Here is a 23,602-nt window from a genome sequence, read left to right as displayed (position 1 = left end):
AACAGGTCTTAATCCACATCCCGCTCCGTCTTACGCATGAACGGCCACCAGTTCGCCTCGCCGAACGTACGCACCATCACCGGCACGAACAGCGGCAGCATAATGAATGCGTACAGGAACAGTCCGCACAGCACGATCGTCGCGATCTGCAGGAGCGACATGACTCCCGACGGCAGCATCGCAGCGAATGTGCCGCCGAGAATGACCGCAGCCGAGACGATGACCGCTCCCATGCTCCGCATCGCCTCCAGAATCGCCTCTCTTGGCGGCAGATGGCGGTACTCCTTGAACCGATCCATCAGGAAGATGCTGTAATCGACGCCGAGCGCCATCAGCAGCACGAAGCCGAAGAACGGCACAGCCCAGCTAATACCGGCGAAGCCAAGCAGATCGACATAGATGACCTCGGTAATTGCCATCGAGGTGAAGAATGTCAGCACTAGCGACAGCGTGATATAGATCGGAATGACGATCGAGCGGAACATCACGATCAAGATGAGCCCGATGCCGACAAGCATCAGCACCGCTGTGCGCGAATAGTCTGCATCCGATATCGTCTTTAGGTCATGGTTGCTGCTGGACACTCCATCAATGGCGAAGGTCACATTCGCAAGACCGGCTGTCCGCACCGCACGCTCGACCGCAGCCTTCAGGTCGTCGACCTTCGCCATCGTCGCCGCATCATACGGGTTGCCGCTGAAGACGACATCCAGCTTCATCAGCGTCCGGTCGGCGGACATGTACGTATCGAGCGCCTGGACGAACGAAGCATCCGACAGCGCCTCCTCTGGCGCATACCAGCCTGACAGCTGTCCGTTCGACGGGCTGGACAAGCCGTCGAGGTAGCCCTGCGCCGACTTCAAGCCGTCCTCCAGCTGCTTCAGACCGTCTACGCTCGACTGCAGTCCGCTCGTCAGCTCGCCGAGCTGCTCGTTCAGCTGCACGAAGCCCTGCTGCAGCTCCTTCTGACCGGACGACAGCTGCTCCAAGCCGCCGCTCAGCTCCGGCAGCTTCTTCACGATCGCGCCCTGGCCGTCAGCGGCCTTGGCGATCCCGCTCTGCAGCTCGCTCATCCCTTGGGCGAGCGCACCAAGTCCTGCGGCCAGCTGCACCTGACCCTCTGCGGCCTGCTTGTAACCCGAGTTCGCCTGGCTGAGCCCTTGCTCCACGCCGGCCAGCTGCGCGTTCAGCTCGCCAAGACCTGCGCTTAGCTGCTCAGCACCTGACTGCAGCTGCTTCATCGCCGCCTGCAGCTTCAAGTAATCCGGGTCCTGCTGCAGGTCCGGATATTTCACCGCCAGCCCCTGCATGCCTAGACCGGCATCGGCGAGCCCTTGCGCCAGCGACTGGGACTGCCCGGCTACCTGGACATAGGCCTCTGTCAGCTGTCCCAGCCCGCCGCCCAGCTGCTCATAGCTCGCCTGCAGCTGACGGCTCCCTGCGGCTAGCTGCTCGGCGCTCGCCTGCGCCTCCGCAAGCCCCGCCTCTAGCTCACCCGCTCCTGCCGAGCCGTCCGCGAGCCCCTTCTGCAGCTGAAGCAGACCGCTCGCCAGCTCGTCGACGCCCTGCTTCAGCTCGGTCGTGCCTGCGACCAGCTCATCGGCGCCGGACACCGCCTCCTGTAGCTTCGGCGCGTTGTCCGACAGCTGGCTGCTCGCCTCGGACAGACCACTGCCGACCTTCGACAAGCCGTCGCTGCCTTCGCCGAGTCCATCCTCCAGCGCGGCCGCCTGCTTCCCGACCTCGAACTCGCCGATCGGCTCGCCTGTCGGTCGGGTCGCGCTGCGCACCAGCTTCACGCCGTCCACAGCCGCCAGCTCGCGGGACACCTGCTCGACAGCGGCGAGCCCCGCCGTGCCGGCCCAGCCGTCCGACTTGCGCATCACGATCGTCGACGGCAGCGAGTCACCAGGGCCGAAGCTGTCCGAGATCACATTGAACGCCTTCACCGAACGATATTTATCCCCGATCTCATCGAGCGAATTGAACGAGGTCGACCCCTCATACACCGACAAGAACGGAACCGTCACCGCCGCCACGATCAGCAGCGCGGTCAGTGGCCGCTTCAGCGAGAAGCGCCCGACCGTATCCCACAGCTTGCTCGGCTTATGCTCGAGCGAGCCCTTCACCGGCCAGAACAGCTTCGGACCGAGCACCATCATGAAGAACGGCACGAGCGTCATGAGCGCCAGCAGCAGTACTGCCACGCCTACCGCTACCGCGACCGCCGAGCGGTACAGCACGAACGTCGAGAAGCCGATCGAGGCGAAGCCAACCATCACCGCAAGACCGGCATAGAACACCGTCCGCCCCGCCGTCCGGTACGAAGCGACGATCGCTTCGACTCGATCACCGCCGCTGCGCACCAGCTCCTCCTTGAAGCGGCTGATCAGCAGAATGCAATAGTCCGTACCGATACCGAACAGCACCGCCACCAGGAAGATTTGCGTAAAGTTAGACAGCGGGAAGCTCACCGTATCGACCAAGAACGCCACAATCGACTGCGATACGATATACGTAATACCGACCGTCAACAGCGGAATGAACGGCGCGACCGGCGAGCGGAACACGACGAGCAGAATCGCTAGTATGAACACGAGCGTAATCCACTCCGTCTTCTTCAGCCCCTCCTCCGAGCTCTCGATCACATCCTCCTGAATGAGCCAGTTGCCCGTATAATAATGGTCCACCTGCACATCGGAGAGCGCCTCGTACAGCCCCTCGCGCAGCTCAGCCGGGGTACGACCGCCAAGCTCCGCCTCCACAAGCATCAGCGCCGTCCGTCCATCCTTCGCCACCAGCTGCTCCTTCAGCTCCGGGGTGTCGAGGTGCGTCGTGACCGAAGTAATGCCGTAGCGCTCCTTGCCCTGCTTCAGCAGCTCGACCGCCCGCTTCATCTGCTGATCGTCGGCTTCATTCAGCCCGTTCTCGTTATGAAGAACGAGCACGGACGTCCGACTCGAGCCCGCATTCGCAGCCTCAGCTGCTCCGCTCCCTCGCTTCATCTCCTTCAACAGCTCGGCTGCCATCGTCGACGAGTAGCCGTCGGGCACCGTAATTTGCCCCTTGTCACGCACCAGCTGCTTCATATCCGGTGCGGCCGCCACCAGTGCGACGAGCGCTACCAGCCATAGTACAAGCACCAGCCAGCGCAGCTTCAAGATCATCCTCATTCCTCGGTATCCCCCTTCTCATCCACCATCACCAGCACCTTCGCCAGCTTCTCGTACGTCCCAATGAATGCCTCTGCTTCTTCGGGTTGAAAATGCTCCATCAGCCGCGTCAGCAGCTGCTGAATGCTCGACTCCACCACATCGCTGAGCCTTCTGCCTTCCTCGGTCAGCGCCAAGTACGTGACGCGGCGGTCCTTCTCATCGGGCAGCCGCACGATGAGACGCTTAGCCGCAAGGCGCGTAATGATCGCCGTAATCGAGCTTTTGCCGACACAGAACGCCTCGGCCAGCTCCGACGACGTACACTGCGAACGATCGCCGATATAACGTAGAATCGAGTACTGGTCCAGCGTCAGCTCCTCCTGCATACACTCCCGGATCATCGCGTTGATGCGACGATTGACGGTGAAGGAAGCCGCCTCGTAGCGGGCGACAATTTGCTTCATGCTACAACAATGGTTCATAGGCTCCATGTGAATACACGCTCCATCTGTATGGAATGATCTAATTCAATGATCGAACAGTTCGTTAATCTAATTGTTCTACAGATGAACTATATAATACAGCTAGGCTGAACGTCAAGCTCCCATTTTCACCCATACGAACGTAGCCGCTGCATTTCTAATAAGGATTAGACGTTTTTACGGAAAAAGGAAGGAATCCGCGCCGTAGAAGGCGAATGCATGGTGTGTGCTTGTGTCCGAAACAGATCGTTCACGATTGAGGAGGCTTATTACCCGATGAAACTGTTACACATTACGATGAAGCTCGTGCTCGCCCTGTGCTTGCTCGCTGGACTTGGCAGCGGCGCTATGTTGCCCTCGGCTCATGCTTCGTCGTCTTCCTTCCGCTACTATGCTTATCCGCAAGGTGAGGTTGGGATTCAGAAGCCGACGATTGGCTTCCGAATTGGCGACCTCGGCACCGAGCTCTCGATCCTGAATTACATCTCGCTTACGATCGACGGCAAGGAAGTGCGAGGTGAATTCGATCGCGAAACGATGAGCGTCACGTATGTGCCGAAGGAGCCTTACTCCGTCGGTGAGCATAAGGTGAAGGCGTCCATTAACTTCTCCGGCTACGAACAGGCGGAGCAACAATGGACGTTCAAGATTGCGGCTACGGCGGTGAAGGAGCCGACGACCGACTATTCGGAGACGCAGCTGAAGATGGTCCGGGCGGTCAACGATTACCGGACGCTGTACGGCCTGCAGCCGCTGAGCGCGGATGCCCATCTGATGATGGCGGCGCAGCTGCACGCGGACTATATCTACATGAATAAGATCGATCCTTCCGAGGTATCGCTGCACGACCAGAAGTCTTCGCTGCCCGGCTTCATCGGTGCTAAGCCCGGCGATCGGGCCGAGTATGTCGGCTACTTCGACTCCGTAGCGGAGGACGTCGCCTACAATACAGGGACGCCGATCGAATCGATCGACAAGCTGTTCGACGCGCCGTATCACCGCATCCCGTTCCTGCTGTCGCAGGCGAAGCATATCGGCGTGGCCGCTGTCGGTCCGGTCGTCGTGCTCGAATTCGGCTTCGAGGAGGAGCTGAAGCGCGAGCTGCTCGTGACGCCTGCTGCGGGTGACAAGTACGTCCCGATCCAATTCGACGGACACGAGGACCCCGACCCGATCCGCATGCACAAGGAAGCGGAATATCCGGTCGGCTACCCGATCGTCGCCCGCTTGACCGGCTCAAGACCGGATGAGAAGATTACGCTGCTCGAGGCGAAGGTCACCGACGAGCAGGGGCAAGAGGTGAAGCTGCTGCGCAACTCGCCGGACAACGATGAGCATCTTATCCGTGAAGTCATCCTGACACCGCTCGAGCCGCTCCAGCCGGACACTACCTATACCGCTTATGTGAAGCTGTCCTCGGAGCGCGGCGGCGGCAAGGAAGCATTCGAGCGCAAGTGGCAGTTCCGCACCGAGCCGGGGGACGGCGTCGGCAAGCATAAGCTGCACGCCGACGTGCAGGCGTACCTGAAGCTGCTCGACCGCAGCAGCGTGCCGCATACGGCCGAGATCTCGCTGAATAAGCAGCGGTATACGCTGGACGGCGCTCCGCTGGAGCTGCAGGTGAAGCCGATCGTCATCGACGGCTCCTCGTACCTGTGGGTGCGCGACCTTGCCACGGCGCTCGGGGCACAGGTTACTTGGAACGACGAGCAGAAGGCCGCGATCTACACGAAGAAGGACCGCACCGTCGCCTTCTACACGACGCGCCCCGCTTACGCGATCCAAGGCAAGGAGATCGCAGGCGACGTGTCCGCACAGCTCGTGGATGAGCAGACGATGATTCCTGTACGCCTCTTGTCCGAGGTGCTCGGCGCCAAGGTGACCTATATCGAGGAGTCGCACAGCATTCGGATTGAATATTGATCGTTCGTATGTTGCCTGACGAGCGGCGAGCGAAGACGTGATCGTACGATTACGCTGTAGCTTTGCCGCTTGTTTTTTTCGATGAAAAAAAGCCCGCTTCAATCAAGAAGCAAGCCTTACATGCAGCGTTATGTTATAAAGGTCTAAATACTCCATCTGTCATTCACAATGGCTACGAGCTTCCAGACGTTATCGTGCGTCTCGAATACGAGGCGCAGGCTCGCCCAGTCCATCCCCTCGAACTTCGGATCGAAGCCGCTGAAGTGGTATTCTGCGACAACCGCCTTCGGATACACCTCGCGAATGTTGTTGACCGTATTGCCCTTGCCGACCGTCTCGTTGTATGCCTTCTTCTCTGCCTTCGCGTAATCATGCTTATAGACGTATTGGTCGTAATATTCGGCGAAGGTCAGCTCAATCGGCGCTCCCGAGCCGTCATGCTCGCCCCAGACACGCTTCTTCTTGTCGCCGAGGAGCGACTTCAGCTCGTCCGGCTTCACGACCTGATCGACCTTGGTGTCCACATGCGTGTCCGGTGAGAACCGAATCCCCTTCTCTGGGTGGGCGTAGCTCTGCAGCTTCGCCATATCCTTCGCCTTCCATGCAGCTACGACGTCGTCCGCCTGCTTGGCAATGATGGCCTTGGCCTGCTCCGGCGTCCATACAGCAGGCTGCTTGTCCGCACCGTCTGCGGGAGCTGCGCTGCCGCCCGGTGCAGGCTTCGGATCAGCGCCACCTGTGCGGCCATCGCTGCCGCTATTTGCGCCGCCCGCATCACCAGTGCCGCCGTTCTTGGGTGGCTGATCGCCAGACGAGCCTGGCTTAGCCGCATCCGGTGGAGTCCCGGCTTCATGCGACGGCTTCTCCTGCTGCGAGCCACCCGCGGCACCGTTCCCCTGCTCTGCTTCGTTCCCCCACCACGTACACCCTGCAAGCAAGGTCATCGCCATCATGACTGCTATCATACTGCGCTTATTCCGCATATTTCGCACATCCTTCCTGCGTACTGCTCGATGTGGCCTTACGGCTCACTTCCTAGCATAACCAGGTCGCGCCTATTTATTGCGCCCTGTATACCTACGACGAGACAGCGCGGCGAGAAGTTGCGGTCATCGTGCCCGGTCGCATCAGATACGGGTACAGCAGAACAAGGCCAGCCACATACAGACCGAAGGCGAAGATCGCAGGCGACAAGTGCCATAGGTCGGTATAGCCGATGTCCAGATGGACGCCGAGACCGGCGAGGAAGGCAGGTGCGCCGCCGAGCAGCAGCGTCCACCATTGCCAGCGGGCGCCCTGCTGCAGCCCCCATAGCGCCAGCACCGTCAGAGCCAGCGCATCAGACAGCAGCGCGCCGCCGAAGCCGGCCCGGTCATGGGCAATGAGCGGCAATAGACGCGGGTTGGCAGCTGCCAGCTCGGCAGCCGTCGTCTGCATGAAGGCTAGATCCTCTGGTACGAACACGTACGTCACGCCGACAGCGGCTATCGTAATGCCACCGATCGCAAGCGAGAAGCCGAGCACGACGAAGCAGAGCTGGCCCCATTGTGCAAGCCGCCATGCGCGATCGTTCTTCATATTGACGGGCAGCCGGTAAGGCTGGTCCGGATTGCCGCGCATGGCGAGCAGGAACATCGGCAGCAGCAATGCAGCCATGACGGCGTGCAGCGGATCGAAGTAGCCGTAGCCGAGATACAGGAAGAAGCTGGAGAAGCCGACGCCACCCGACAGCAGCAGCGCCGTCTTGCTCCAATGCAGGCCGTACTGGAGGCCGTGCTTGCCGAGCTGGTAATACAGGATGCCGATCGAGAGCATCGTCCCGGCCAGCGTGATACGGTCATGCGACATGAAGTGCAGCAGGTGCTCATTGATCCGATCTAGCTCACTGCCACTCATCCCGAGGAACGCCTCGTCGTAAGGCAGCAGCACCGACGTCGCCGCGACCATCCAGGCGATCACGCCTCCGAGCATCATGCCGATGCCGAGCAGACACATCCAGCCCCAATGCTTCCAGAACGATACCGGCTCCGGAGGCGGCTCCGCCTTCACCTTCTCATAGATAATCGCTTCGTTCACCCGCTTCGCAAGTCCCGGTCCCGCGAACACGAGACCGCTGTGCAGCAGAACGTAGTCCGCCCCCGCCGCGAGCAGCTCCAGCGCATCGGCAGGCTCATGTACACCTGCAGCCGCCTTCACCGTCAGGTCAGGTCGTCCCAGCTCCCGAATGAGCCGTATACGCGCCAGCGCAGGCTGCTTCGCCTCGGGCCCGACCCGCAGACGATCGCCCTCGCGTATGCCATCACCGATGACAGCGCCTGCCCAGATCGGGTCTAGACCTGACTGCAGCAGCGCCTCCAGCTGCGCCAGCGGCCAGTCCGGAGCGAGATACAGGTAGAACGACGGCGCCTCGCCCCAAGCTGACGCGAGCTCAGCCAGCACCGCTTCGACACGTCTCAGACGCTGGAGCGCTCGTAGCGCAGCCTCGTTGTCCGAGCCCGCTGTATCCGATGCCTCCACATCGCGCACATCTCTCATATCAAGCACGTCGAGGTAGAAGCCCGCCGACCCGGCTGCCCTCAGCGGAGCTAGCAGCTGTGCCAGCCGAGCGCCTGTCTCCTCATGGCTCAGCTCAGGCTCTAGCCGTATTCGCGCCATGATCGGCACCTTATGCCTGCAGCCGCGGATGCGCTCGCAAGCATCATCCAGTCCGATCGGCTCCCCCGAAGCTGCATACACAATCGTCTCCGTAGCAGCCTCTCGCTGGATCGTCCCCCCGCTTCGGTGAGGCTGATACGTAATCGGCCCGACCTCGAGGAAGCCGAAGCCGAACTGCGCCAGCGCACGCTGCGCGGCCCCCTCGGGGTCCAGTCCGCCGCACAGCCCGACAGGGGTGCGCAGCAGTACACCTTGTGTGCGGCTCTCGAGCAGCGGAGACGGCTCCATATGACCGAGCGTGCGAATGACGAAGGCTCCGCCCGGCATACGGCTGAGCGCTCCCATCGCTCCGAGCGTGAGCGTTCGTGCCGTTCGCGGCGGAAGCCTGAACAGTAGCGGACGAAACACCGTTTGATACGACCAATCGGGCATGGAGGTCCCTCGCTTTCACTAGCTTAGTACCCTAATGTTACCAAAGAAGAGATGCGCTGTACGAATTTCTACGCAATTAAGGCAAAATTTTTTTGAGGAAACGGCCGCGATACGGTACAATAGGAATAATTTATAGACACAAGGAGCTTGGTTATGAAATACATCAGTACAAGGGGACAAGTCGCCCCGATCGGATTCATCGACGCCGTACTTATGGGACTGGCGGACGACGGCGGACTGCTCGTGCCCGAGCGCATGCCGCAGCTGACGAAGGAGGAGCTGGCCAAGTGGCAGAGCTTGTCGTACCCGGAGCTCGCGCTGGAGATCTTCTCCCTCTACATCGAGGACGAAATTCCGCGCGACGAGCTGAAGCAGCTCGTCGACGACAGCTATGCCACGTTCCGCGACGAAGCGGTGACGCCGGTTCGCAAGCTGAAGGACAGCCAGTACGTGATGGAGCTGTTCCACGGCCCGACCTTCGCGTTCAAGGACGTGGCGCTGCAATTCCTCGGCAATCTGTATTCCTACATCTCCCGCCGCACCAGCTCGATCATCCACATCCTCGGGGCGACCTCGGGCGATACGGGGGCATCGGCGATTGAGGGCGTACGAGGCAAGGAAGGCATCAAGATTTGCATTCTGCACCCGCATCAGAAGGTGAGCAAGGTGCAGGAGCTGCAGATGACGACAATCGACGATGCGAACGTGCTGAACCTGTCGGTCGAGGGCACGTTCGACGACTGCCAGCGCATTATTAAGGAGCTGTTCGCAGACGTCGACTTCAAGCATCAATACCATCTGAGAGCGATCAATTCGATCAACATCGCCCGTATTCTCGCTCAGATCGTCTATTACTTCTACGCGTACTTCCGTCTGGCCGAGCAAGGGCAGCAAGGCGCTGTCAGCTTCAGCGTGCCGACTGGCAACTTCGGCGACATCTTCGCAGGCTACATGGCCAAGCAGATGGGCTTGCCGATTCATAAGCTGATCGTGGCGACGAACGAGAACAACATCCTCGCACGCTTCGTGAACGAAGGCTTATACCAGCCAGGCGAGTTCCGCGGCACGCACAGCCCGTCGATGGACATTCAGGTGGCGAGCAACTTCGAGCGTTACTTGTACTACTTGAATAACGGCGACGCTGACGCTGTCGCCTCGCTGATGGCCCGCTTCAAGTCCGAGGGCAGCCTCACGGTCACAGGTGACGTGCTGAAGCAGGTGCAGGCTGACTTCGCCGCCTACAGCGTCGAGAACGAGGAATGTCTCGATACGATCAGCGAGTACTACAAGCAGCACGACTACTTGCTCGATCCGCATACCGCATGCGGTATCGCCGCTTCGGACAAGCTGACGGCCGAGGGGGAAGTGACGGTGACGCTGTCTACCGCACATCCAGCCAAGTTCGACGAGGCGATCCGTCTGCGCAGCATCAGCCAGACGTATCCGGAGCAGATTCAGGCGCTGTTCGACAAGCCGCAGTTCCAGAAGGTTGTGGCGGGTACGAACGACGCGATTAAGGAGCAGCTTGTTTCGTTCTTTTAAAGAAAGACTCCTGACTCCAAGCCCTTCTTCTACTTAAAAGTTTCGGCACCTGCCGCTGCCAAACAACCCTCAGACTTAGCCTGAGGGTTGTTTGGCGTAGGCTAATTGAAGGTGTCACACTCATGCGCCAGGACACCTCAGCTCGAGTAGCTCAACGGCTGTTAAGTAATCCTCTTGCGTCTTGATCTCATAAAGAAACGAGCTCTCAATATCGTGATGAACGAACGTTCGTTCTAAAAGTACATCCCAATTCAAGTATCGATGCAGCTTAGTCAGCGCATAATCATGGTGGTGCAGCATCCGCTCAATCGCCTTTACACAGGAGCGATCATAAATCGCGTGAAGCGGGTGAACCACCTGCTGAATGCAAGGAAATACAACCTCATAGCCATGCTGCTGCTTGTGTGCCAGCATAAGCCTGGCTGCCTTGGCCGAAATAAACGGCATGTCGCAGCCGATTACCCATGCATGGTCCTTCTGCGCCAGCGATAAGCCGGAGAACATTCCACCCAGTGGCCCTATGCCTGTCACATAATCGGTGATAATTCGGATCGTCCCGTCCAACCGCTGTAAATAAGGACGCGGCTCGTTCGTTACTATAATAATTTCCTCGCAAATCTGCTTCATCAATCGAATTTGCCGCTGGACCAGCATCTCATCATCTAAGGTAAGCAGACTTTTGTTTGTCCCATTCATTCGTTCGCTATCCCCACCTGCCAGTATAATACCCGTCAACATATCAGGTGCTCCTTCCTATATCATTTGCAATTCGGCAATTTTTGCCCCCCTAGCTATAGTCAAGAAGCCGAGTCGACTTCAAGTTCAAGGATGAGGGGCTGCTCCGCAGCAGAACGCTAAGCGAAGACAGCCCCTAATGGATTCAACAGGAATTGTTAATGGGTCATTACGTGTTACTCGAACTTGCCGTAGAATGCGTTGCGGTACACCTCTGCGAGCTCAGTAACAAGAGGCATTCTTGGGTTAGCTGTCGTGCACTGATCTTCAAAGGCACGGTCCGCCAGCTCTTCTACCCGACTTTCAAACAACACCGGATCGATGCCGAGCTCGGCGAAGGAAGCTGGAATGCCTACCGCCTGCCCCAGCTTGCGAACAGCCATAATGAGAGATGCAACCCCCTCCTCTGTTGTACGTGCTGGCAAGCCTAGCATGCGCCCAATTTCCGCGTAGCGCTGGTCAGCGATGAAGTGATCATATTTCGGGAACGAAGCGAACTTCGTCGGCTTGCTGGCATTATACTTAATGACGTGAGGCATCAGAATCGCGTTCGTCCGTCCGTGGGCGGTATGGAACTCCCCGCCCCACTTGTGAGCCAGGCTGTGATTAATGCCGAGGAAGGCATTCGCGAACGCCATGCCGGCAATCGTCGAGGCGTTATGCATTTTTTCACGGGCAACCGGATCACCGGTAGCGTACGACTTTTCCAAGTTATCAAAGACGAGCTGGATCGCCTTCATGGATAAACCATCCGTATAATCGTTCGCCATCACGGATACATACGCTTCAATCGCATGCGTCAGTACGTCCATACCGGTATCCGCAACCGCCACCTTTGGCAGTGTGTAGACATAATCCGGGTCGATAATGGCTACATCGGGAGTGAGCTCGTAGTCTGCCAGCGGATACTTCGTATGGCCATCGTGCTTGTCGGTAATGACCGCGAAGGACGTGACTTCCGAGCCGGTGCCAGACGTCGTCGGAATCGCAACGAACTTCGCCTTCCGTCCGAGTCGTGGATATTTATACACCCGCTTACGGATGTCCATGAACTTCTGCTTCAGCGATTTGAAGCTCGTATTCGGGTATTCATAGAACAGCCACATCGCCTTCGCTGCATCCATCGGAGAGCCGCCGCCAAGAGCGATAATACAATCGGGCTGGAACCGTTCCATCAGATCCGTGCCACGCTCTACCGTATCGACGGAAGGATCCGGCTCGACGTCGGAGAAGACCTCAATATAGACAGGCGCTTGCCGATTTCGCAGGTAATATTCCACACGTTCCACATAGCCGAGCTTCACCATCATCGGGTCGGTTACAATTAGGACCCGGGAGATATCCGGCATTTTCTCGAGATACTGAGTGGAGCCCTTCTCGAAGTACACCTTCGGTGGAATCTTGAACCACTGCATATTGACGGTGCGGTAAGCAACGCTCTTGATGTTCAGCAGATTGACCGCCGTCACATTGGACGTCGTCGAATTATGTCCATACGAGCCGCAGCCGAGCGTCAGGGACGGAAGATTCGTATTGTATATGTCCCCGATCGCACCATGGGTGGAAGGCGAGTTGATGATCACTCGGCCTGTCTTCAGCGCCGATGCATAAGCTGCAATTACATGGTCATCCTGCGAGTGGATGACCGAGGAATGACCCATTCCGCCGAAGGCAGTCACCTGTGCTGCACGCTCGATGCCTTGCGCTGCATTCTTCGCGCGGTAGCACGCCAGCACAGGACTGAGCTTCTCTGCGGACAATGGATAGTCCTTGCCGACGCCCGAGAGCTCGGCGACCAATATTTTCGTATCTGCCGGTACCTCGATATTCGCCATGGCGGCGATGTTGACCGCAGGTTGACCAACGATGATCGCGTTCACCGCACATTTGTCCGAATCGATAACCAAGCGGGACACCGCCTCGATCTGCTCTGCATCCAAGAAGTAGCAGCCATACTCTTCCATAATCTTCTTTGTCTCTGCGTACACCGGCTCCTCAATGATGACCGCTTGCTCGGAGGCGCAAATCATACCGTTGTCGAACGTCTTGGACAGTATCAGATCGGTGACCGCCTGCTTCAAATTGGCACTCTTCTCAATGAAGCAAGGCACGTTGCCTGGGCCTACGCCAAGCGCCGGCTTGCCTGTGCTGTAAGCAGCCTTGACCATAGAGGAGCCCCCTGTCGCCAGTACGAGCGCAACGTCAGGATGATTCATGAGCAGCCCCGTCGCTTCAACCGAAGGATTGTCAATCCACTGGATGCAGCCCTGCGGAGCTCCTGCCTTGACCGCAGCCTCCATCACCGTGCGAGCTGCCGCTACGCTGCAGCGCTGCGCAGACGGATGGAAGGCGAAGATAATCGGGTTACGCGTTTTCATCGCGATCATAGCCTTGAACAGCGTTGTGGAGGTTGGATTGGTGACCGGCGTCACACCCGCGATCACGCCAACCGGCTCTGCCACCTTACGATAATTCTCATAGACATTCTCCTCGATGACACCAACCGTCTTATCATACTTGATGCTGTGATAAATATATTCGGATGCGAACAGGTTCTTCGTAATTTTGTCCTCGTAGACGCCTCGACCCGTCTCTTCGATCGCCATCCTCGCCAGTACCATATGCTGCTCCAGCCCGGCCAGCGCCATTGCCTGAACCACGTCGTCCACCTGCTGCTGATTCAGCTCCATGAACGCCTCCTGAGCCTTCAACGCCTGGGCTACGAGAGCCGCCACCTCTTGATTGGCTGCCGGTTGCTTTTTCGCTTCTTCTTTTTCCTTCATCGTCATCTTTGTCGCCTCCCATATTTGGAACATCCGAATACATCACAAGCAGAGCGTTCTTCCTCATCTATACAGTGGTCAAATGTCCCAAGGTGCCGTTATGCCGTCTGTAGATAAGCTCGGTCTGTCCTGTCTCACGGTTCAAGAACAGATGAAAGTCATGGTCGAGCAGCTTCAGTTGCTGAATCGCTTCCTCCACATCAACCGGCTTCAGCACAATGCGCTTCTGCCGTACGATTACCTCAAGCTCCTCATCCTCAGCGAAGGCGGCTTCGGTGTCCCAGCCCGCCGCTCGACCTTCAGTATGGCGCCGAACGCGATCTCTCCGCTTCTCGCGCAGCTTCCGCAGCTTGCGATCGAGCTTATCTGCAACCAGGTCTATCGAGGCATACATGTCGTCCTGCTTCTCTTCCGCGCGAAGAACGGTACCTTCGTCACGAATCGTGACCTCCACGACATGCACGTGCTTATGACCTTGCACCGAAAGCATGACCTCAACATCTGCCGTTTCGTGGAGCCGCTCCAGAATACGACCGAGCTTCTCCACGGTGTACTCGTGCAGCGCCGTTGTAACCTCGATTTGTTTGCCATGTATGTTCAGTCCCATATTAACCACTCCTTATAGCCGTTTATAAAAATAAATAATCGACGTCTGTCAGCACCTGCTCCACCAGCGGAAATACAAGCTTCTCCTCCTTCTCAATATGACTCTTGAGAATGTAGCAGGCCTGAAGCAGGAGCGATGCGGTCTTCCACATCCGCTCCCGCGACGAAGCTGGGCGCAGCTTGTGGAACTCCCGCATGAAGCACTCGACATACTCGACGGCAAGCTCATGCTCCTTCTCCATCATCCACAGCGACGGAGCCAAGGATGGACTCTCCTGAAGGTGAAAGTAACTCACTAGAAACGGAAGCAGCACGCCATCCTCCCACTTGGCATGGGCCTCTAGCTCCTGCATGACCCCTATTGTCCACAGACGCAAATGCTGTAATCTCGACCAGTCCTGCGCAGTGGTAGAGGCCTTCCCGATCTGCACCGCCTGCACTTCCATCTCCTCCAGAAGCTCAAGGATGTAGGCATGCTCGTTCTGCAGCCGCTGAACAGCTGCGAATAGCCCCGTCACATGGTCTTCGCCCAGACCCGTTCCCAGCGATTGCGACGACTCGATGCTCATTTATCCAATCCCTCCAACTCGCGTTCAGCTCTTGGTTATGCGTTCATCATACTCCCTTCCAACCTTGTTGTATGTGAGGGAAGTCACTCGAGCGCAAGAAGTGGCTGTCTCGTCCGGGTGCGTAGTCAGCCATATGCACAGTATCCGAACACCTGTTCTTTTTAGCTCTTTGTGCAGCGCACGAATAAGCCTGCAGCACCCTTGACGAAGGTGTGCTGCAGGCTTCTCAGCTTACTGTATACTAGACGATTCGTGGGCTAAGAAAACGGTATATGCAGCCGGAGCTCCGTCCCCCTTCCCGGGGCTGAGTCGATCTCCAGCTGTCCTCCGCATATCCGAGCCCGCTCCTCCATACTGAACAAGCCGACTCCGCCCGCAAGGCGCAGGGTCGGGTCAAAGCCGCGGCCCTCATCCTTTATGCGTGCCGTAATGGAGTCTTCGCGGGCTTCCAGCTCAACGGTCGCTTCCGACGCATCGGCGTACTTCCGAATGTTGGTCAGCGCTTCTTGTACCGTTCGGTAGATCGTGGTCTCGATCTGGGCGCCGAGCCGCTTGCGGATATTGCTGGTGAAGTGCACCTTAATACCATAATGCTCGGTGAAATTCTCAATATACGTTCGTATCGCCGGAACGACCCCCAGATCGTCCAGCACAGAAGGCCGAAGCTCCCAGGCCATCCCGCGTACATCCTCAATCAGGTGCGTCACCTGCTCACGCAGCGGCTCCAGCTCAGTTACCCCGCGTTCGCTGATGACCCGGTCCATGTGTATGAGTAGAGAGAACAGACTTTGACCAATACCATCATGAAGCTCCCTTGAAAATCGCTTGCGTTCCTCCTCCTGAATGTCCATGACCTGCTTCATCATGAACTGCAGCTCCTCTTCGACCCGCTTCAGCTCAGTGACCTCATTGCGGATGGCCAAGTATTGATACGGCTTGCCCTCCTCATTCAAGAACGGAACAATCGTCGTGTTCACCCAGTAATACGTACCGTCCTTAGCTCTGTTCTTGATATCGCCTCGCCACACCCGACCACTGGAAATGGTGGACCAGAGCTGGTTCATGAACAGTTTGCCGTGATAGCCAGAGTTGATGACCCGGTGATCCTTGCCCATCAGCTCTTCTCTTGCATACTTGGAGATTTTGCAAAATTTATCGTTTACATATTGAATACGACCTTGGCTGTCCGTCATAGCGACAATGGAAGATTCGTCAAGCGCGAACTTCAGGTCCGACAGCTGCCTTAAGGAGTGCTTGAGCTCCTCACGGACATCCGTATCCTGAATGTGCTCCTCAAGCTCAGACATCAATGCCGCAACATAGCCCCCGATCACCTCAGAAGGCTCCTTCTTGAATCTACTCAAAATGGAGCAGCCCCTTCTTCATCGCATATTTCACAAGCTCCGGTCTCGTCTTCAGCCCCAGCTTCTCCATCACGTTCGCCTTGTGCGACTCGACGGTTTTGATGCTAATGACCAGCTGCTCAGCAATTTCCTTATTGCTGTAGCCTAGTGCCACGTGGGAGACAATCTCCTTCTCACGCTCAGACAGCGTTTCAAAGCTTCCGCCTCCATCTCCTGAGCGGAAGCGCTCCACATATTCGCTCATCAGACGCCTCGTGGCTGTTGGATACAGGTACGCCTGGCCACTAGCGACCGATCGGATCGCGCCAAGCAATTCTTCATGCGGCGCGCTTTTCAAAATATAGCCAGAGGCACCTGCATGAATCGCTCGAAATAAATATTCGTCGTCATCATGCATCGTCAAGATCAGAATGGCCGACTCCGGTGCCGCCTGCTTCAGCTCCTGCGTCGCCGTCAGTCCATCCTTGCCGTGTGGCATGCTCAGATCCATCAGCACGACATCCGGCTTCAGTTCCTTAGCTAGACGTATGCCTTCATCGCCGTCGGCGGCTTCGCCGATCACCTGAAGCTCCTCTCTTCCGTTCAACAGCAGCATCAATCCACTGCGCACGACAGCGTGGTCATCTACAATGATTAAGGTCGTCACCCTGCTTCCCCCCTGCCCTTAACTTCAGCCACTACCACTTGTATTATAACGGAACGCAAGCTAAGATTCCTGAACCTTCATAGTGTCTTCACTCTTTGATGGCAACTCATTCTCCAGCCACTCCTCCTGCAGTCGGCCCCTGAGCGTTCCGGCCACACGCTCAAGCAGTACAAGTGTTCCCAGCGAATACGCGTGGGATTGCCGCGAACCGATGAACAGCACCCCGAGCACCCCGCTCGAGCTTCGGATCGGAATCGCTACCGCTGAGAGCAGCCCTTCAGCCAGCATCATCGGGCAATCGGCGATCGTCATTCCCGTCTGCACATACGCTTGATGGGTCATGAGCCTGCCCGTCATCAGCGCCGTCCCGGCAACTCCCCGGCCCTGCTTCAACACCATATGCTTATACTTATCGGTACGATTACCCGTTACGGACACCCAATGTCCACCTGAAAGCTGACGATCGATACGTGCAACGCCTGCGAAGTCAAACGTCTGCTCCATACGTAGCATGTGCAGTTCAGCCCGCAGCTCATCTCCGCTCAGCATCATTCCCTACCTCCTTACTACCCGCCTGATCGGCATTAGGCTCTCGTGCTGCTATTGCATCTCATTATAATGGGTTCGGCTCAGAAAGTAAGTCAGGGAAATCCCTGATTCTATTCTAGAGGTAATAACTCAGCAGTGACGTTCCCCCTTACGGCTGTAGGGGTGTTTCACCGAGCTTCTAGGGGGATTCTACTCCTCACAGAGTGATCTACCTCACTTCGGATGAGGGTTTTTCCCCTGCCAAAGATCAGTATATCCCCCGATGTTCGTGCGATGCGCAAACCTTTATGATTAAGACATGAGCTTATACGGAGAGGGGATGGCACGAATGGCCATTGCACCATCTAGATCGGACTGCAAAGTAAGAACAGAAGGAATCCGCTCGTTGTTCTCGGAAGACAATTTGAATCGTCTCAAGACGATTATGTACGCGAAGCAGGTGAACGCCGGCTCGTTCCTGTTCTGGGAGGGCGATGCCGCCAACCAACTGTACTATGTTAAAAAGGGCAGCGTCAAAATTTCCAAAACGACCGATGCGGGAACGAAGGTGACCTTGTATATGCACCACGCCGGTGATTTGTTCGGGCAAATCACACCGTTCCAGCAATCGATGCTCAGCTATGACGCCGAGGTGATGGAGGATGCCGAGATCGGCGTCATCCAGCAGAAGGACCTTGAGGTGCTGCTATGGCAGCACGGCGAGCTCGCCGTCGACTTCATGAAGTGGATGGGCATGATGCATCAAATGACACAGACCAAGTTCCGCGATCTGATGCTCTATGGTAAAACAGGCGCCTTGTGCTCCCTGCTGATTCGTCTTAGCAATTCCTACGGCAGTCCGCAGGGTGATCACATCGTGATCGAGAAGAAGCTGACGAACAGCGAAATGGCCGAAATGATCGGCGCCACCCGAGAGAGTGTGAACCGAATGCTGAGCGATCTCCGCAAGAATGACGTTATCGCGGTGGAGAAAAGCGGTCAAATTACGATTCAGGATTTCGTGTACCTGCGCGATATTTGCCACTGCGAGAACTGCCCGCTCGAAATTTGCCGCGTGTAGCTTGAAGTGCTGGCTAAGGAAACGAAAAAATGGCTATTGAATTCATCCGTCGAATTCAACAGCCATTTTTTGTACGTCGGTCTACTTATAGAGGATATCGTCGCGCAAGCCACCGATCTTGCTCAGCACCTCGGCGATGTCGGATTCATCCACACCGAATTCCTCCAGCGTTGACTTCAGATGCCCTGCGATTGCATGGAAATGCTCTGGCTGCAGATTCATGCCCTCATGAGCCTTCGCCATCGACTTGCCGGTATAGGCCGCGGTGCTGCCTAAGGCAAATCCGATGAATGCCGCTTGGTGACGGCGCTGCTTCTCCATGTCCGTATGCTTGAAGAAGCCGTTCACCGTATCGTCGGCGAGCACCTTCTGATAGAAGGAATCCACCACCTTCTGAATCGCATCGCTTCCTCCAAGCTTCTCAAACATTGTTTGTTGAACCATACATAATCACCCCTTTTTATCCACATATAAACTATTATACCATTTCCTTTACGACCTGCACGCTGAACTTGAACCCGTTCTCTAACCGTAGTTCCGTTCGCGCCGGTACATCCAGACCGCAAATGGAAGCAAGACGATATTCAAGCCGGCATAAATGAGTACAAGCCCATACTTCTCGAAATAAAAAGCATGGACAACCTGCTGGGTGAACACGATGTTCAGCAGCAGCACAACGCTTAGCATAATGACACCTACGTAGCTACGCTTCATAGCGCTTAACCCCAGTGGCATATACCGCATCCTGCTCAATGGTCAGCTCAATCTCAGGCAACGGCCGCTTCGGAGGTCCCTGCAGTGGCGCACCAGTGCGCACATCGAAAATGCCATGGTGACACGGACAGACGAGCTCTCCCTTGTCCTTGCTCCAGAACACCGGACATTTCAGGTGCGTGCAGGCATTGTGGTAAGCCTTATACTCTCCATCAGCAAGACGCACAATCAAGGCAGAATCATGCTCACCCGGGTAGGCGAACTGTGCCGCCTCTCCAACTGCAAGCTTGCCGACCTCTACAATCTTACGCTTGGGAAACGTCCGCCGCCTGCCCGTTACCAGCTCCTTGGCCGCAATCGCGCCCCACGGCAGCGTGGAGACGGCGAATACACCTGCTGCGCCGACCATCGTCTTCATGAAGCCGCGACGGTCCAATCGCCGTTCGTTGTCACGTCGAATATTGTGCGTGTATTTATCGTCTTGCGGCGGAACGGGATCCATGCCCTGATCCTTCTTGTGGCTCATTCTAGTACGCCTCCATTCCTGAACATTTAATACCGCTTCTGCATGCCTGACACAATGCCCGGCAACGAAATCTTCACATTCGTCTCCCCTGTAAGCGGATCGTCCGGCAGACGGCTGGCCGTCCATTGCCCTAAGGTGTGCCGGTTGTGTCGCGCCTGCAGCTCCTCCTCCGTAAGCCACTGCAGCGTATTCGTCGGACATACCGAAGCGCACATCGGCGGGATACCGTCCTTCGTCCGGTCGTAGCACAGATCGCACTTGTACATTAAATTTTGCTGTTCATCAAATTTCGGTATCCCATATGGGCATGCAATTGTACAGTTCTGACAGCCGATGCACTTCTCCACAAGTGCGGACAGCACCGCACCCTCCGGTGTCACCTGAATCGCCTGCGCCGGACAGCTGCGGGCACAAGCAGGGTTAACGCAGTGCAGACACATCAGCGGAATCGTCTGCCGATCGACGAGCGGATTCACGTCGAGGACGTAATTACGGTTACGCTCCTCGTGTCCGCCGCATTGCGTACAGGCGGCTAAACAACCCCGACAGCCGATGCAGTTGTCCATTTCGATATATAGATGCTGCCTCATCTCTCCACCTCCAGCCTGTGCACATGTTGTTCGACCAGCCACTGTAAGGAGATACGTTCGATTTGCGCCGCACATACTTTGAACTCCGGCATGCGGGACATCGGGTCCAGTGCCGCGATCGTGAGCAGGTTGACCGACTGCTCATGTCCGAAGTGATAGGGCACGAAGACCGTATCGGGACGAATCGCTTCCGTTATTTTCACCTTAAACACCGCTTCTCCGCGTCGGGTATACAGCCGAATCAACTGCTCATGCCTAATACCGTACTTCGCCGCTGTCTCTGGATGCACCTCAACGAACGGCTCAGGGCACATATCCCGCAGGAAAGGAATGCGGCGTGTTTGGTTGCCCGACAAATAATGATAAACAACTCGGCCCGTCGTCAGCCTCAGCGGATATTCACCACACGGCTCCTCAGCCGGCGGTCGGTAAGGCAGGGCGCACAGCTTCGCACGCGTGTCCGGGTGATAAAACTTCTTATCCAGGAACATATGAGGCGTTCCCGGGTCATCCTCGCTACGGCAAGGCCAGAATACACCCTGCTGCCGATCGATCTTCTCCCAGGTCGCGCCGTAATAATCAGCATAGCCGCCCTTGGAGGCAAGTCGGAACTCGTCGTTGATCGCTCTGGGCGTGCGCAAGTGGGCGAAATAGTTGCCCCGTCCCAGACGCTCCGCCAGCTCGACCTGCATGAGCCAATCCGGCTTCGATTCGCCGAGCGGCTCCTGCGCCTTGTTAATCTTGATCGTTCGGCCCTCCAGATTGGTGACGGTGCCTTCATCCTCCGACCAGGTCGTCGAAGGAAGGATGACGTCGGCGAACTCGGCTGATTCGGACAGGAACATATCCGCGCAGACCATGAAGTCGAGCGCCATCATCGCTGCGCGTACCTCGTTCAGGTTCGGGGCCGATACGGCAGGATTCGAGCAGAGCAGGTATAAGCCACGTATCGTCTTGTCGCTCATCAGTCCGAACATTTCGTAGGCGGACACACCCGCCTGCGGCATCTCCTCCGGCTCAATGCCCCATACGTTGCTGACCTCCTCCACATGCTTGGGGTTGGTGATCTTCCGATAGCCCGGCAGCGCATCGGACTTCTGCCCGTGCTCACGCCCGCCCTGCCCGTTCCCCTGTCCAGTGAAGGTAGCGACGCCCGATCTCGGACGGCCGATCTTACCGGTAACCAGGCTCATATTCGTATACGCCGACACATTGTCCGCACCCTTATGCTGCTGCTCAATACCGCGGGCGAACATGACGACCGCATTCGGCGCCTTGCCGTACAATTCCGCGGCCCGAATCAGCTTCTCCGGGGCGACACCGGTAATTTCACTTGTATATTCAGGGGTAAAGAGCTTCACGACCTCTACCATTTCGTCATAGCCGGTTGTATGCGCCTCGATGAATGCACGATCCGCATAGCCCCCTTCGAGCAGAAGATGCACCATGCAATTGGCCAGCGCCAGATCCGTTCCCGGACGCAGATCCAGATGAAGATCGGCCCGGCGGGCAAGCGGCGTTGCCCGCGGGTCGACTACGATCAGGTAGCCGCCGCGGCTCTGCATCTCCCACACACGGAACATCGAGGTCGGATGGCACTCCGCCGTATTGCTACCGGCGATGAACAAGCAATCCGTTTCATTCAGATCCGTCCAAGGAATCGTGGAGCCGCGATCGACGCCGAATGTGCGCATGAAGCCGGCAGCTGCGCTTGACATGCAGAATCGGCCGTTGTAATCGATGTAGCGTGTCTGTAGCGCCACGCGGGCGAACTTGCCGGTCAAGTAGCACTTCTCGTTGGTCATCGACACGCCGCTGAACACCGACAGCGAGTCTTTACCGTAAGCTGTCTGCAGCTCCTGGAAGCGACGCACGATCAACGCGTAGGCCTCCTCCCAGGACGCCTCGCGGAACCCGTTCTTCGTTCCCCTCAGCGACCGGTCGTCGCGAATCAGCGGACGGAGCAGACGGTCGTCATGGTTCGTTTGCTGATATGCCGTGACCCCCTTCGGGCACATTTTCCCGAGCGTCACCGGCCAGTCATAGCGCGGCTCGACGCCGATAATTTTGTTCGTAGCGGTGCTCACCCGCAGGTTCATGCCGCACTGCATGCCGCAGTACGAGCAATGCGTCTCTACGAGCTTCTCGCCCGGATGATGCTTATTCTCAATCGGCTTCACGCCGTGATCAGCCTTCAGCATTCTGATTAGCCTCCTTGACGCGAATCTCATGAGTAGCAATACCAGTGAACCGGGACATGCGATACTTGCGGCGGCAGGGCAGACACAGCTCGGCCAGATGATAGCCCTCCGGCGTGCGGAAGTCGAGCCCGCTCTGCTTCAGCACCTCTACGACGTCGCCAGATTGCTCAACCGATACGAACGGAGACGCGCAAACCTTGCAGGCAAGCGGAGCTTGCTGGCCGTAATGCTCACGGTAGCTGCGGGCGAGCACGCTCATTGGGCGGAACGGAATGTGCGCCAGCTTGCCGAACGGCAGATAGATCAGCGTAATTATGACGGACCATTGATGAATGAGTGACATCACAGGATGGCCGAAGCCACCGAGGAATACGTTGCTAACCGTCAGCAGCAGCCCTGTGACTGAGATAAACAGCAGCAGATAAAGCGGCAGGAAATCGTAGGCGAAGGTCTGCTCCGCACGGGCCTGCATGCTCCCAAGACGGCGGCGAAGCGCCATGCATACGCCTGCGATGACCATCATGGCCGTGATGTTGAGCGCATTGTAGAAGAGGAATGCGATCATGCCGTCTGCCTTCACCCGCATCAGATCCAGTCCGAAGCCGACGACCGTATAATAGCCGTTATCCTCCATCGTGAAGTACATCCAACCGAATACGAGCGGGAAGGTAACGAAGCAGGAGAGCAGACAGCCCCAGCCGAGCAGAATATGCTGCAGCCAGCGGTACCAGCCCCGATTCCAGATGAATCTGTAAGTGACCAGCTGCTCCGTCGCCGTTCGCGGCGTCGAGCGCCTGCCCAGCAGCTTGATTCCCTTGGTCAGGATGATGCGGGTAGGCGGCCGGTCTGCCCATGCCATGAAGCGGTAGAAGGAGCCGCCGATGAAGACGACCGTCCCAACCATGTACCCATATAGGGCAAGGTCTATATGCGTGAACATTCGGGAACCGATATACATGAGAATAAGTAGGCCGCAAACCGTCAGGAACATATTGCGGGCCCATCTGGAGGCGAATGCTTGATCCATGATCATTGCTCCTCACTTTCAAGTTCTATCAGTAGCGTTGCAT

At 57.2% G+C, this 23,602-nt stretch carries 20 protein-coding genes; 3 read left to right on the top strand and 17 right to left on the bottom strand.

The genetic code is table 11. The features are described 5' to 3' along the window. Positions 1 to 8 precede the first annotated feature (8 nt). Both PAE68_RS02170 and PAE68_RS02165 read right to left on the bottom strand, forming a co-directional pair. The gene (locus tag PAE68_RS02170; protein WP_281883625.1) at positions 9 to 3,173 is read right to left on the bottom strand and encodes an MMPL family transporter; all 3,165 of its coding nucleotides are present in this window, start codon (positions 3,171 to 3,173) and stop codon (positions 9 to 11) included. Then, positions 3,170 to 3,619 carry a MarR family winged helix-turn-helix transcriptional regulator gene (locus tag PAE68_RS02165; protein WP_281883623.1) on the bottom strand — a complete coding sequence of 150 codons (450 nt, stop codon included), beginning with the start codon at positions 3,617 to 3,619 and terminating at the stop codon, positions 3,170 to 3,172. Before PAE68_RS02165 ends, PAE68_RS02170 begins: the two co-directional genes overlap by 4 nt. 294 nt (positions 3,620 to 3,913) lie before the next feature. On the opposite strand from PAE68_RS02165, the gene PAE68_RS02160 reads away from it, so the two are divergent. Next, entirely contained in the window at positions 3,914 to 5,560 is a 1,647-nt protein-coding gene (locus PAE68_RS02160) for a stalk domain-containing protein (protein WP_281883621.1), read from the top strand. A gap of 143 nt (positions 5,561 to 5,703) precedes the next feature. On the opposite strand, the gene PAE68_RS02155 is transcribed toward PAE68_RS02160, so the two are convergent. Continuing rightward, complete coding sequence (locus tag PAE68_RS02155) at positions 5,704 to 6,543, bottom strand: hypothetical protein (RefSeq protein ID WP_281883619.1); 840 nt, start codon at positions 6,541 to 6,543, stop codon at positions 5,704 to 5,706. A 94-nt stretch (positions 6,544 to 6,637) separates the two neighbouring features. After that, entirely contained in the window at positions 6,638 to 8,647 is a 2,010-nt protein-coding gene (locus PAE68_RS02150) for a dihydroorotate dehydrogenase (RefSeq protein WP_281883617.1), read from the bottom strand. A 153-nt stretch (positions 8,648 to 8,800) separates the two neighbouring features. On the opposite strand from PAE68_RS02150, the gene thrC reads away from it, so the two are divergent. Continuing rightward, positions 8,801 to 10,189 carry a threonine synthase gene (gene thrC, locus PAE68_RS02145; protein WP_281883614.1) on the top strand — a complete coding sequence of 463 codons (1,389 nt, stop codon included), beginning with the start codon at positions 8,801 to 8,803 and terminating at the stop codon, positions 10,187 to 10,189. A 120-nt stretch (positions 10,190 to 10,309) separates the two neighbouring features. Here the strand turns inward: thrC and mobA are convergent, their stop codons facing one another. From mobA to PAE68_RS02110, 7 genes are all read right to left on the bottom strand, one after another. Beyond that, on the bottom strand, positions 10,310 to 10,927 hold the full coding sequence (mobA, locus tag PAE68_RS02140) for a molybdenum cofactor guanylyltransferase (protein WP_281883612.1): 618 nt from the start codon (positions 10,925 to 10,927) through the stop codon (positions 10,310 to 10,312). Positions 10,928 to 11,100: 173 nt separating this feature from the next. Further along, positions 11,101 to 13,707, bottom strand: a complete 2,607-nt coding sequence (gene adhE / locus PAE68_RS02135; protein WP_397379362.1) for a bifunctional acetaldehyde-CoA/alcohol dehydrogenase — start codon at positions 13,705 to 13,707, stop codon at positions 11,101 to 11,103. A gap of 67 nt (positions 13,708 to 13,774) precedes the next feature. Beyond that, positions 13,775 to 14,314, bottom strand: coding sequence for a ribosome hibernation-promoting factor, HPF/YfiA family (hpf, locus tag PAE68_RS02130; RefSeq protein WP_281883607.1), 540 nt, complete (start codon positions 14,312 to 14,314; stop codon positions 13,775 to 13,777). A 22-nt stretch (positions 14,315 to 14,336) separates the two neighbouring features. After that, entirely contained in the window at positions 14,337 to 14,882 is a 546-nt protein-coding gene (locus PAE68_RS02125) for a hemerythrin domain-containing protein (RefSeq protein WP_281883605.1), read from the bottom strand. A gap of 257 nt (positions 14,883 to 15,139) precedes the next feature. Next, complete coding sequence (locus PAE68_RS02120; protein WP_281890861.1) at positions 15,140 to 16,189, bottom strand: PAS domain-containing sensor histidine kinase; 1,050 nt, start codon at positions 16,187 to 16,189, stop codon at positions 15,140 to 15,142. A gap of 49 nt (positions 16,190 to 16,238) precedes the next feature. Then, positions 16,239 to 16,892 carry a response regulator transcription factor gene (locus PAE68_RS02115; RefSeq protein ID WP_281883603.1) on the bottom strand — a complete coding sequence of 218 codons (654 nt, stop codon included), beginning with the start codon at positions 16,890 to 16,892 and terminating at the stop codon, positions 16,239 to 16,241. Positions 16,893 to 16,952: 60 nt separating this feature from the next. Next, the gene (locus tag PAE68_RS02110; RefSeq protein WP_281883601.1) at positions 16,953 to 17,444 is read right to left on the bottom strand and encodes a GAF domain-containing protein; all 492 of its coding nucleotides are present in this window, start codon (positions 17,442 to 17,444) and stop codon (positions 16,953 to 16,955) included. 325 nt (positions 17,445 to 17,769) lie between these two features. Between PAE68_RS02110 and PAE68_RS02105 the strand changes: the two genes are divergently transcribed. Further along, positions 17,770 to 18,501: a Crp/Fnr family transcriptional regulator gene (locus tag PAE68_RS02105; protein ID WP_281883599.1), complete on the top strand. Its 732-nt coding sequence runs from the start codon at positions 17,770 to 17,772 to the stop codon at positions 18,499 to 18,501. An 81-nt stretch (positions 18,502 to 18,582) separates the two neighbouring features. Here the strand turns inward: PAE68_RS02105 and PAE68_RS02100 are convergent, their stop codons facing one another. The 6 genes from PAE68_RS02100 to PAE68_RS02075 all read right to left on the bottom strand — a co-directional run bounded on the left by PAE68_RS02100 (position 18,583) and on the right by PAE68_RS02075 (position 23,559). Then, positions 18,583 to 18,945: a group I truncated hemoglobin gene (locus PAE68_RS02100; protein ID WP_281883597.1), complete on the bottom strand. Its 363-nt coding sequence runs from the start codon at positions 18,943 to 18,945 to the stop codon at positions 18,583 to 18,585. A gap of 81 nt (positions 18,946 to 19,026) precedes the next feature. Further along, positions 19,027 to 19,215 carry a hypothetical protein gene (locus PAE68_RS02095; protein ID WP_281883595.1) on the bottom strand — a complete coding sequence of 63 codons (189 nt, stop codon included), beginning with the start codon at positions 19,213 to 19,215 and terminating at the stop codon, positions 19,027 to 19,029. Beyond that, positions 19,205 to 19,741, bottom strand: a complete 537-nt coding sequence (locus PAE68_RS02090) for a QcrA and Rieske domain-containing protein (protein WP_281883593.1) — start codon at positions 19,739 to 19,741, stop codon at positions 19,205 to 19,207. The genes PAE68_RS02095 and PAE68_RS02090 overlap by 11 nt, the downstream gene beginning before the upstream one ends. 26 nt (positions 19,742 to 19,767) lie before the next feature. After that, positions 19,768 to 20,331, bottom strand: coding sequence for a 4Fe-4S dicluster domain-containing protein (locus PAE68_RS02085; protein WP_281883591.1), 564 nt, complete (start codon positions 20,329 to 20,331; stop codon positions 19,768 to 19,770). Further along, positions 20,328 to 22,532, bottom strand: coding sequence for a molybdopterin oxidoreductase family protein (locus PAE68_RS02080; RefSeq protein ID WP_281883589.1), 2,205 nt, complete (start codon positions 22,530 to 22,532; stop codon positions 20,328 to 20,330). Before PAE68_RS02080 ends, PAE68_RS02085 begins: the two co-directional genes overlap by 4 nt. Next, positions 22,519 to 23,559 (bottom strand): hypothetical protein, encoded by a 1,041-nt coding sequence (locus PAE68_RS02075; protein ID WP_281883587.1) that lies wholly within the window; start codon positions 23,557 to 23,559, stop codon positions 22,519 to 22,521. Before PAE68_RS02075 ends, PAE68_RS02080 begins: the two co-directional genes overlap by 14 nt. Positions 23,560 to 23,602 lie beyond the last annotated feature (43 nt).

Source organism: Paenibacillus sp. YYML68, from assembly GCF_027923405.1.
Lineage (GTDB): Bacteria > Bacillota > Bacilli > Paenibacillales > NBRC-103111 > Paenibacillus_G.
The sequence above is the reverse complement of the archived record's forward strand: the minus strand, read 5'-3'. Positions and strand labels throughout refer to the sequence as shown.

Bases quoted from the DNA above. Each gene is read 5' to 3' on its own strand.
- PAE68_RS02100 (WP_281883597.1), bottom strand. From the start codon at position 18,945: ATGGTTCAACAAACAATGTTTGAGAAGCTTGGAGGAAGCGATGCGATT.
- mobA (WP_281883612.1), bottom strand. From the start codon at position 10,927: ATGTTGACGGGTATTATACTGGCAGGTGGGGATAGCGAACGAATGAAT.
- PAE68_RS02080 (WP_281883589.1), bottom strand. From the start codon at position 22,532: ATGCTGAAGGCTGATCACGGCGTGAAGCCGATTGAGAATAAGCATCAT.
- PAE68_RS02155 (WP_281883619.1), bottom strand. From the start codon at position 6,543: ATGCGGAATAAGCGCAGTATGATAGCAGTCATGATGGCGATGACCTTG.
- PAE68_RS02075 (WP_281883587.1), bottom strand. From the start codon at position 23,559: ATGGATCAAGCATTCGCCTCCAGATGGGCCCGCAATATGTTCCTGACG.
- PAE68_RS02085 (WP_281883591.1), bottom strand. From the start codon at position 20,331: ATGAGGCAGCATCTATATATCGAAATGGACAACTGCATCGGCTGTCGG.
- hpf (WP_281883607.1), bottom strand. From the start codon at position 14,314: ATGGGACTGAACATACATGGCAAACAAATCGAGGTTACAACGGCGCTG.
- PAE68_RS02170 (WP_281883625.1), bottom strand. From the start codon at position 3,173: ATGAGGATGATCTTGAAGCTGCGCTGGCTGGTGCTTGTACTATGGCTG.
- PAE68_RS02090 (WP_281883593.1), bottom strand. From the start codon at position 19,741: ATGAGCCACAAGAAGGATCAGGGCATGGATCCCGTTCCGCCGCAAGAC.
- PAE68_RS02160 (WP_281883621.1), top strand. From the start codon at position 3,914: ATGAAACTGTTACACATTACGATGAAGCTCGTGCTCGCCCTGTGCTTG.
- adhE (WP_397379362.1), bottom strand. From the start codon at position 13,707: ATGAAGGAAAAAGAAGAAGCGAAAAAGCAACCGGCAGCCAATCAAGAG.
- PAE68_RS02095 (WP_281883595.1), bottom strand. From the start codon at position 19,215: ATGAAGCGTAGCTACGTAGGTGTCATTATGCTAAGCGTTGTGCTGCTG.
- PAE68_RS02165 (WP_281883623.1), bottom strand. From the start codon at position 3,619: ATGAAGCAAATTGTCGCCCGCTACGAGGCGGCTTCCTTCACCGTCAAT.
- PAE68_RS02150 (WP_281883617.1), bottom strand. From the start codon at position 8,647: ATGCCCGATTGGTCGTATCAAACGGTGTTTCGTCCGCTACTGTTCAGG.
- PAE68_RS02105 (WP_281883599.1), top strand. From the start codon at position 17,770: ATGGCCATTGCACCATCTAGATCGGACTGCAAAGTAAGAACAGAAGGA.
- PAE68_RS02110 (WP_281883601.1), bottom strand. From the start codon at position 17,444: ATGATGCTGAGCGGAGATGAGCTGCGGGCTGAACTGCACATGCTACGT.
- PAE68_RS02125 (WP_281883605.1), bottom strand. From the start codon at position 14,882: ATGAGCATCGAGTCGTCGCAATCGCTGGGAACGGGTCTGGGCGAAGAC.
- PAE68_RS02120 (WP_281890861.1), bottom strand. From the start codon at position 16,189: ATGTCTGAGCTTGAGGAGCACATTCAGGATACGGATGTCCGTGAGGAG.
- thrC (WP_281883614.1), top strand. From the start codon at position 8,801: ATGAAATACATCAGTACAAGGGGACAAGTCGCCCCGATCGGATTCATC.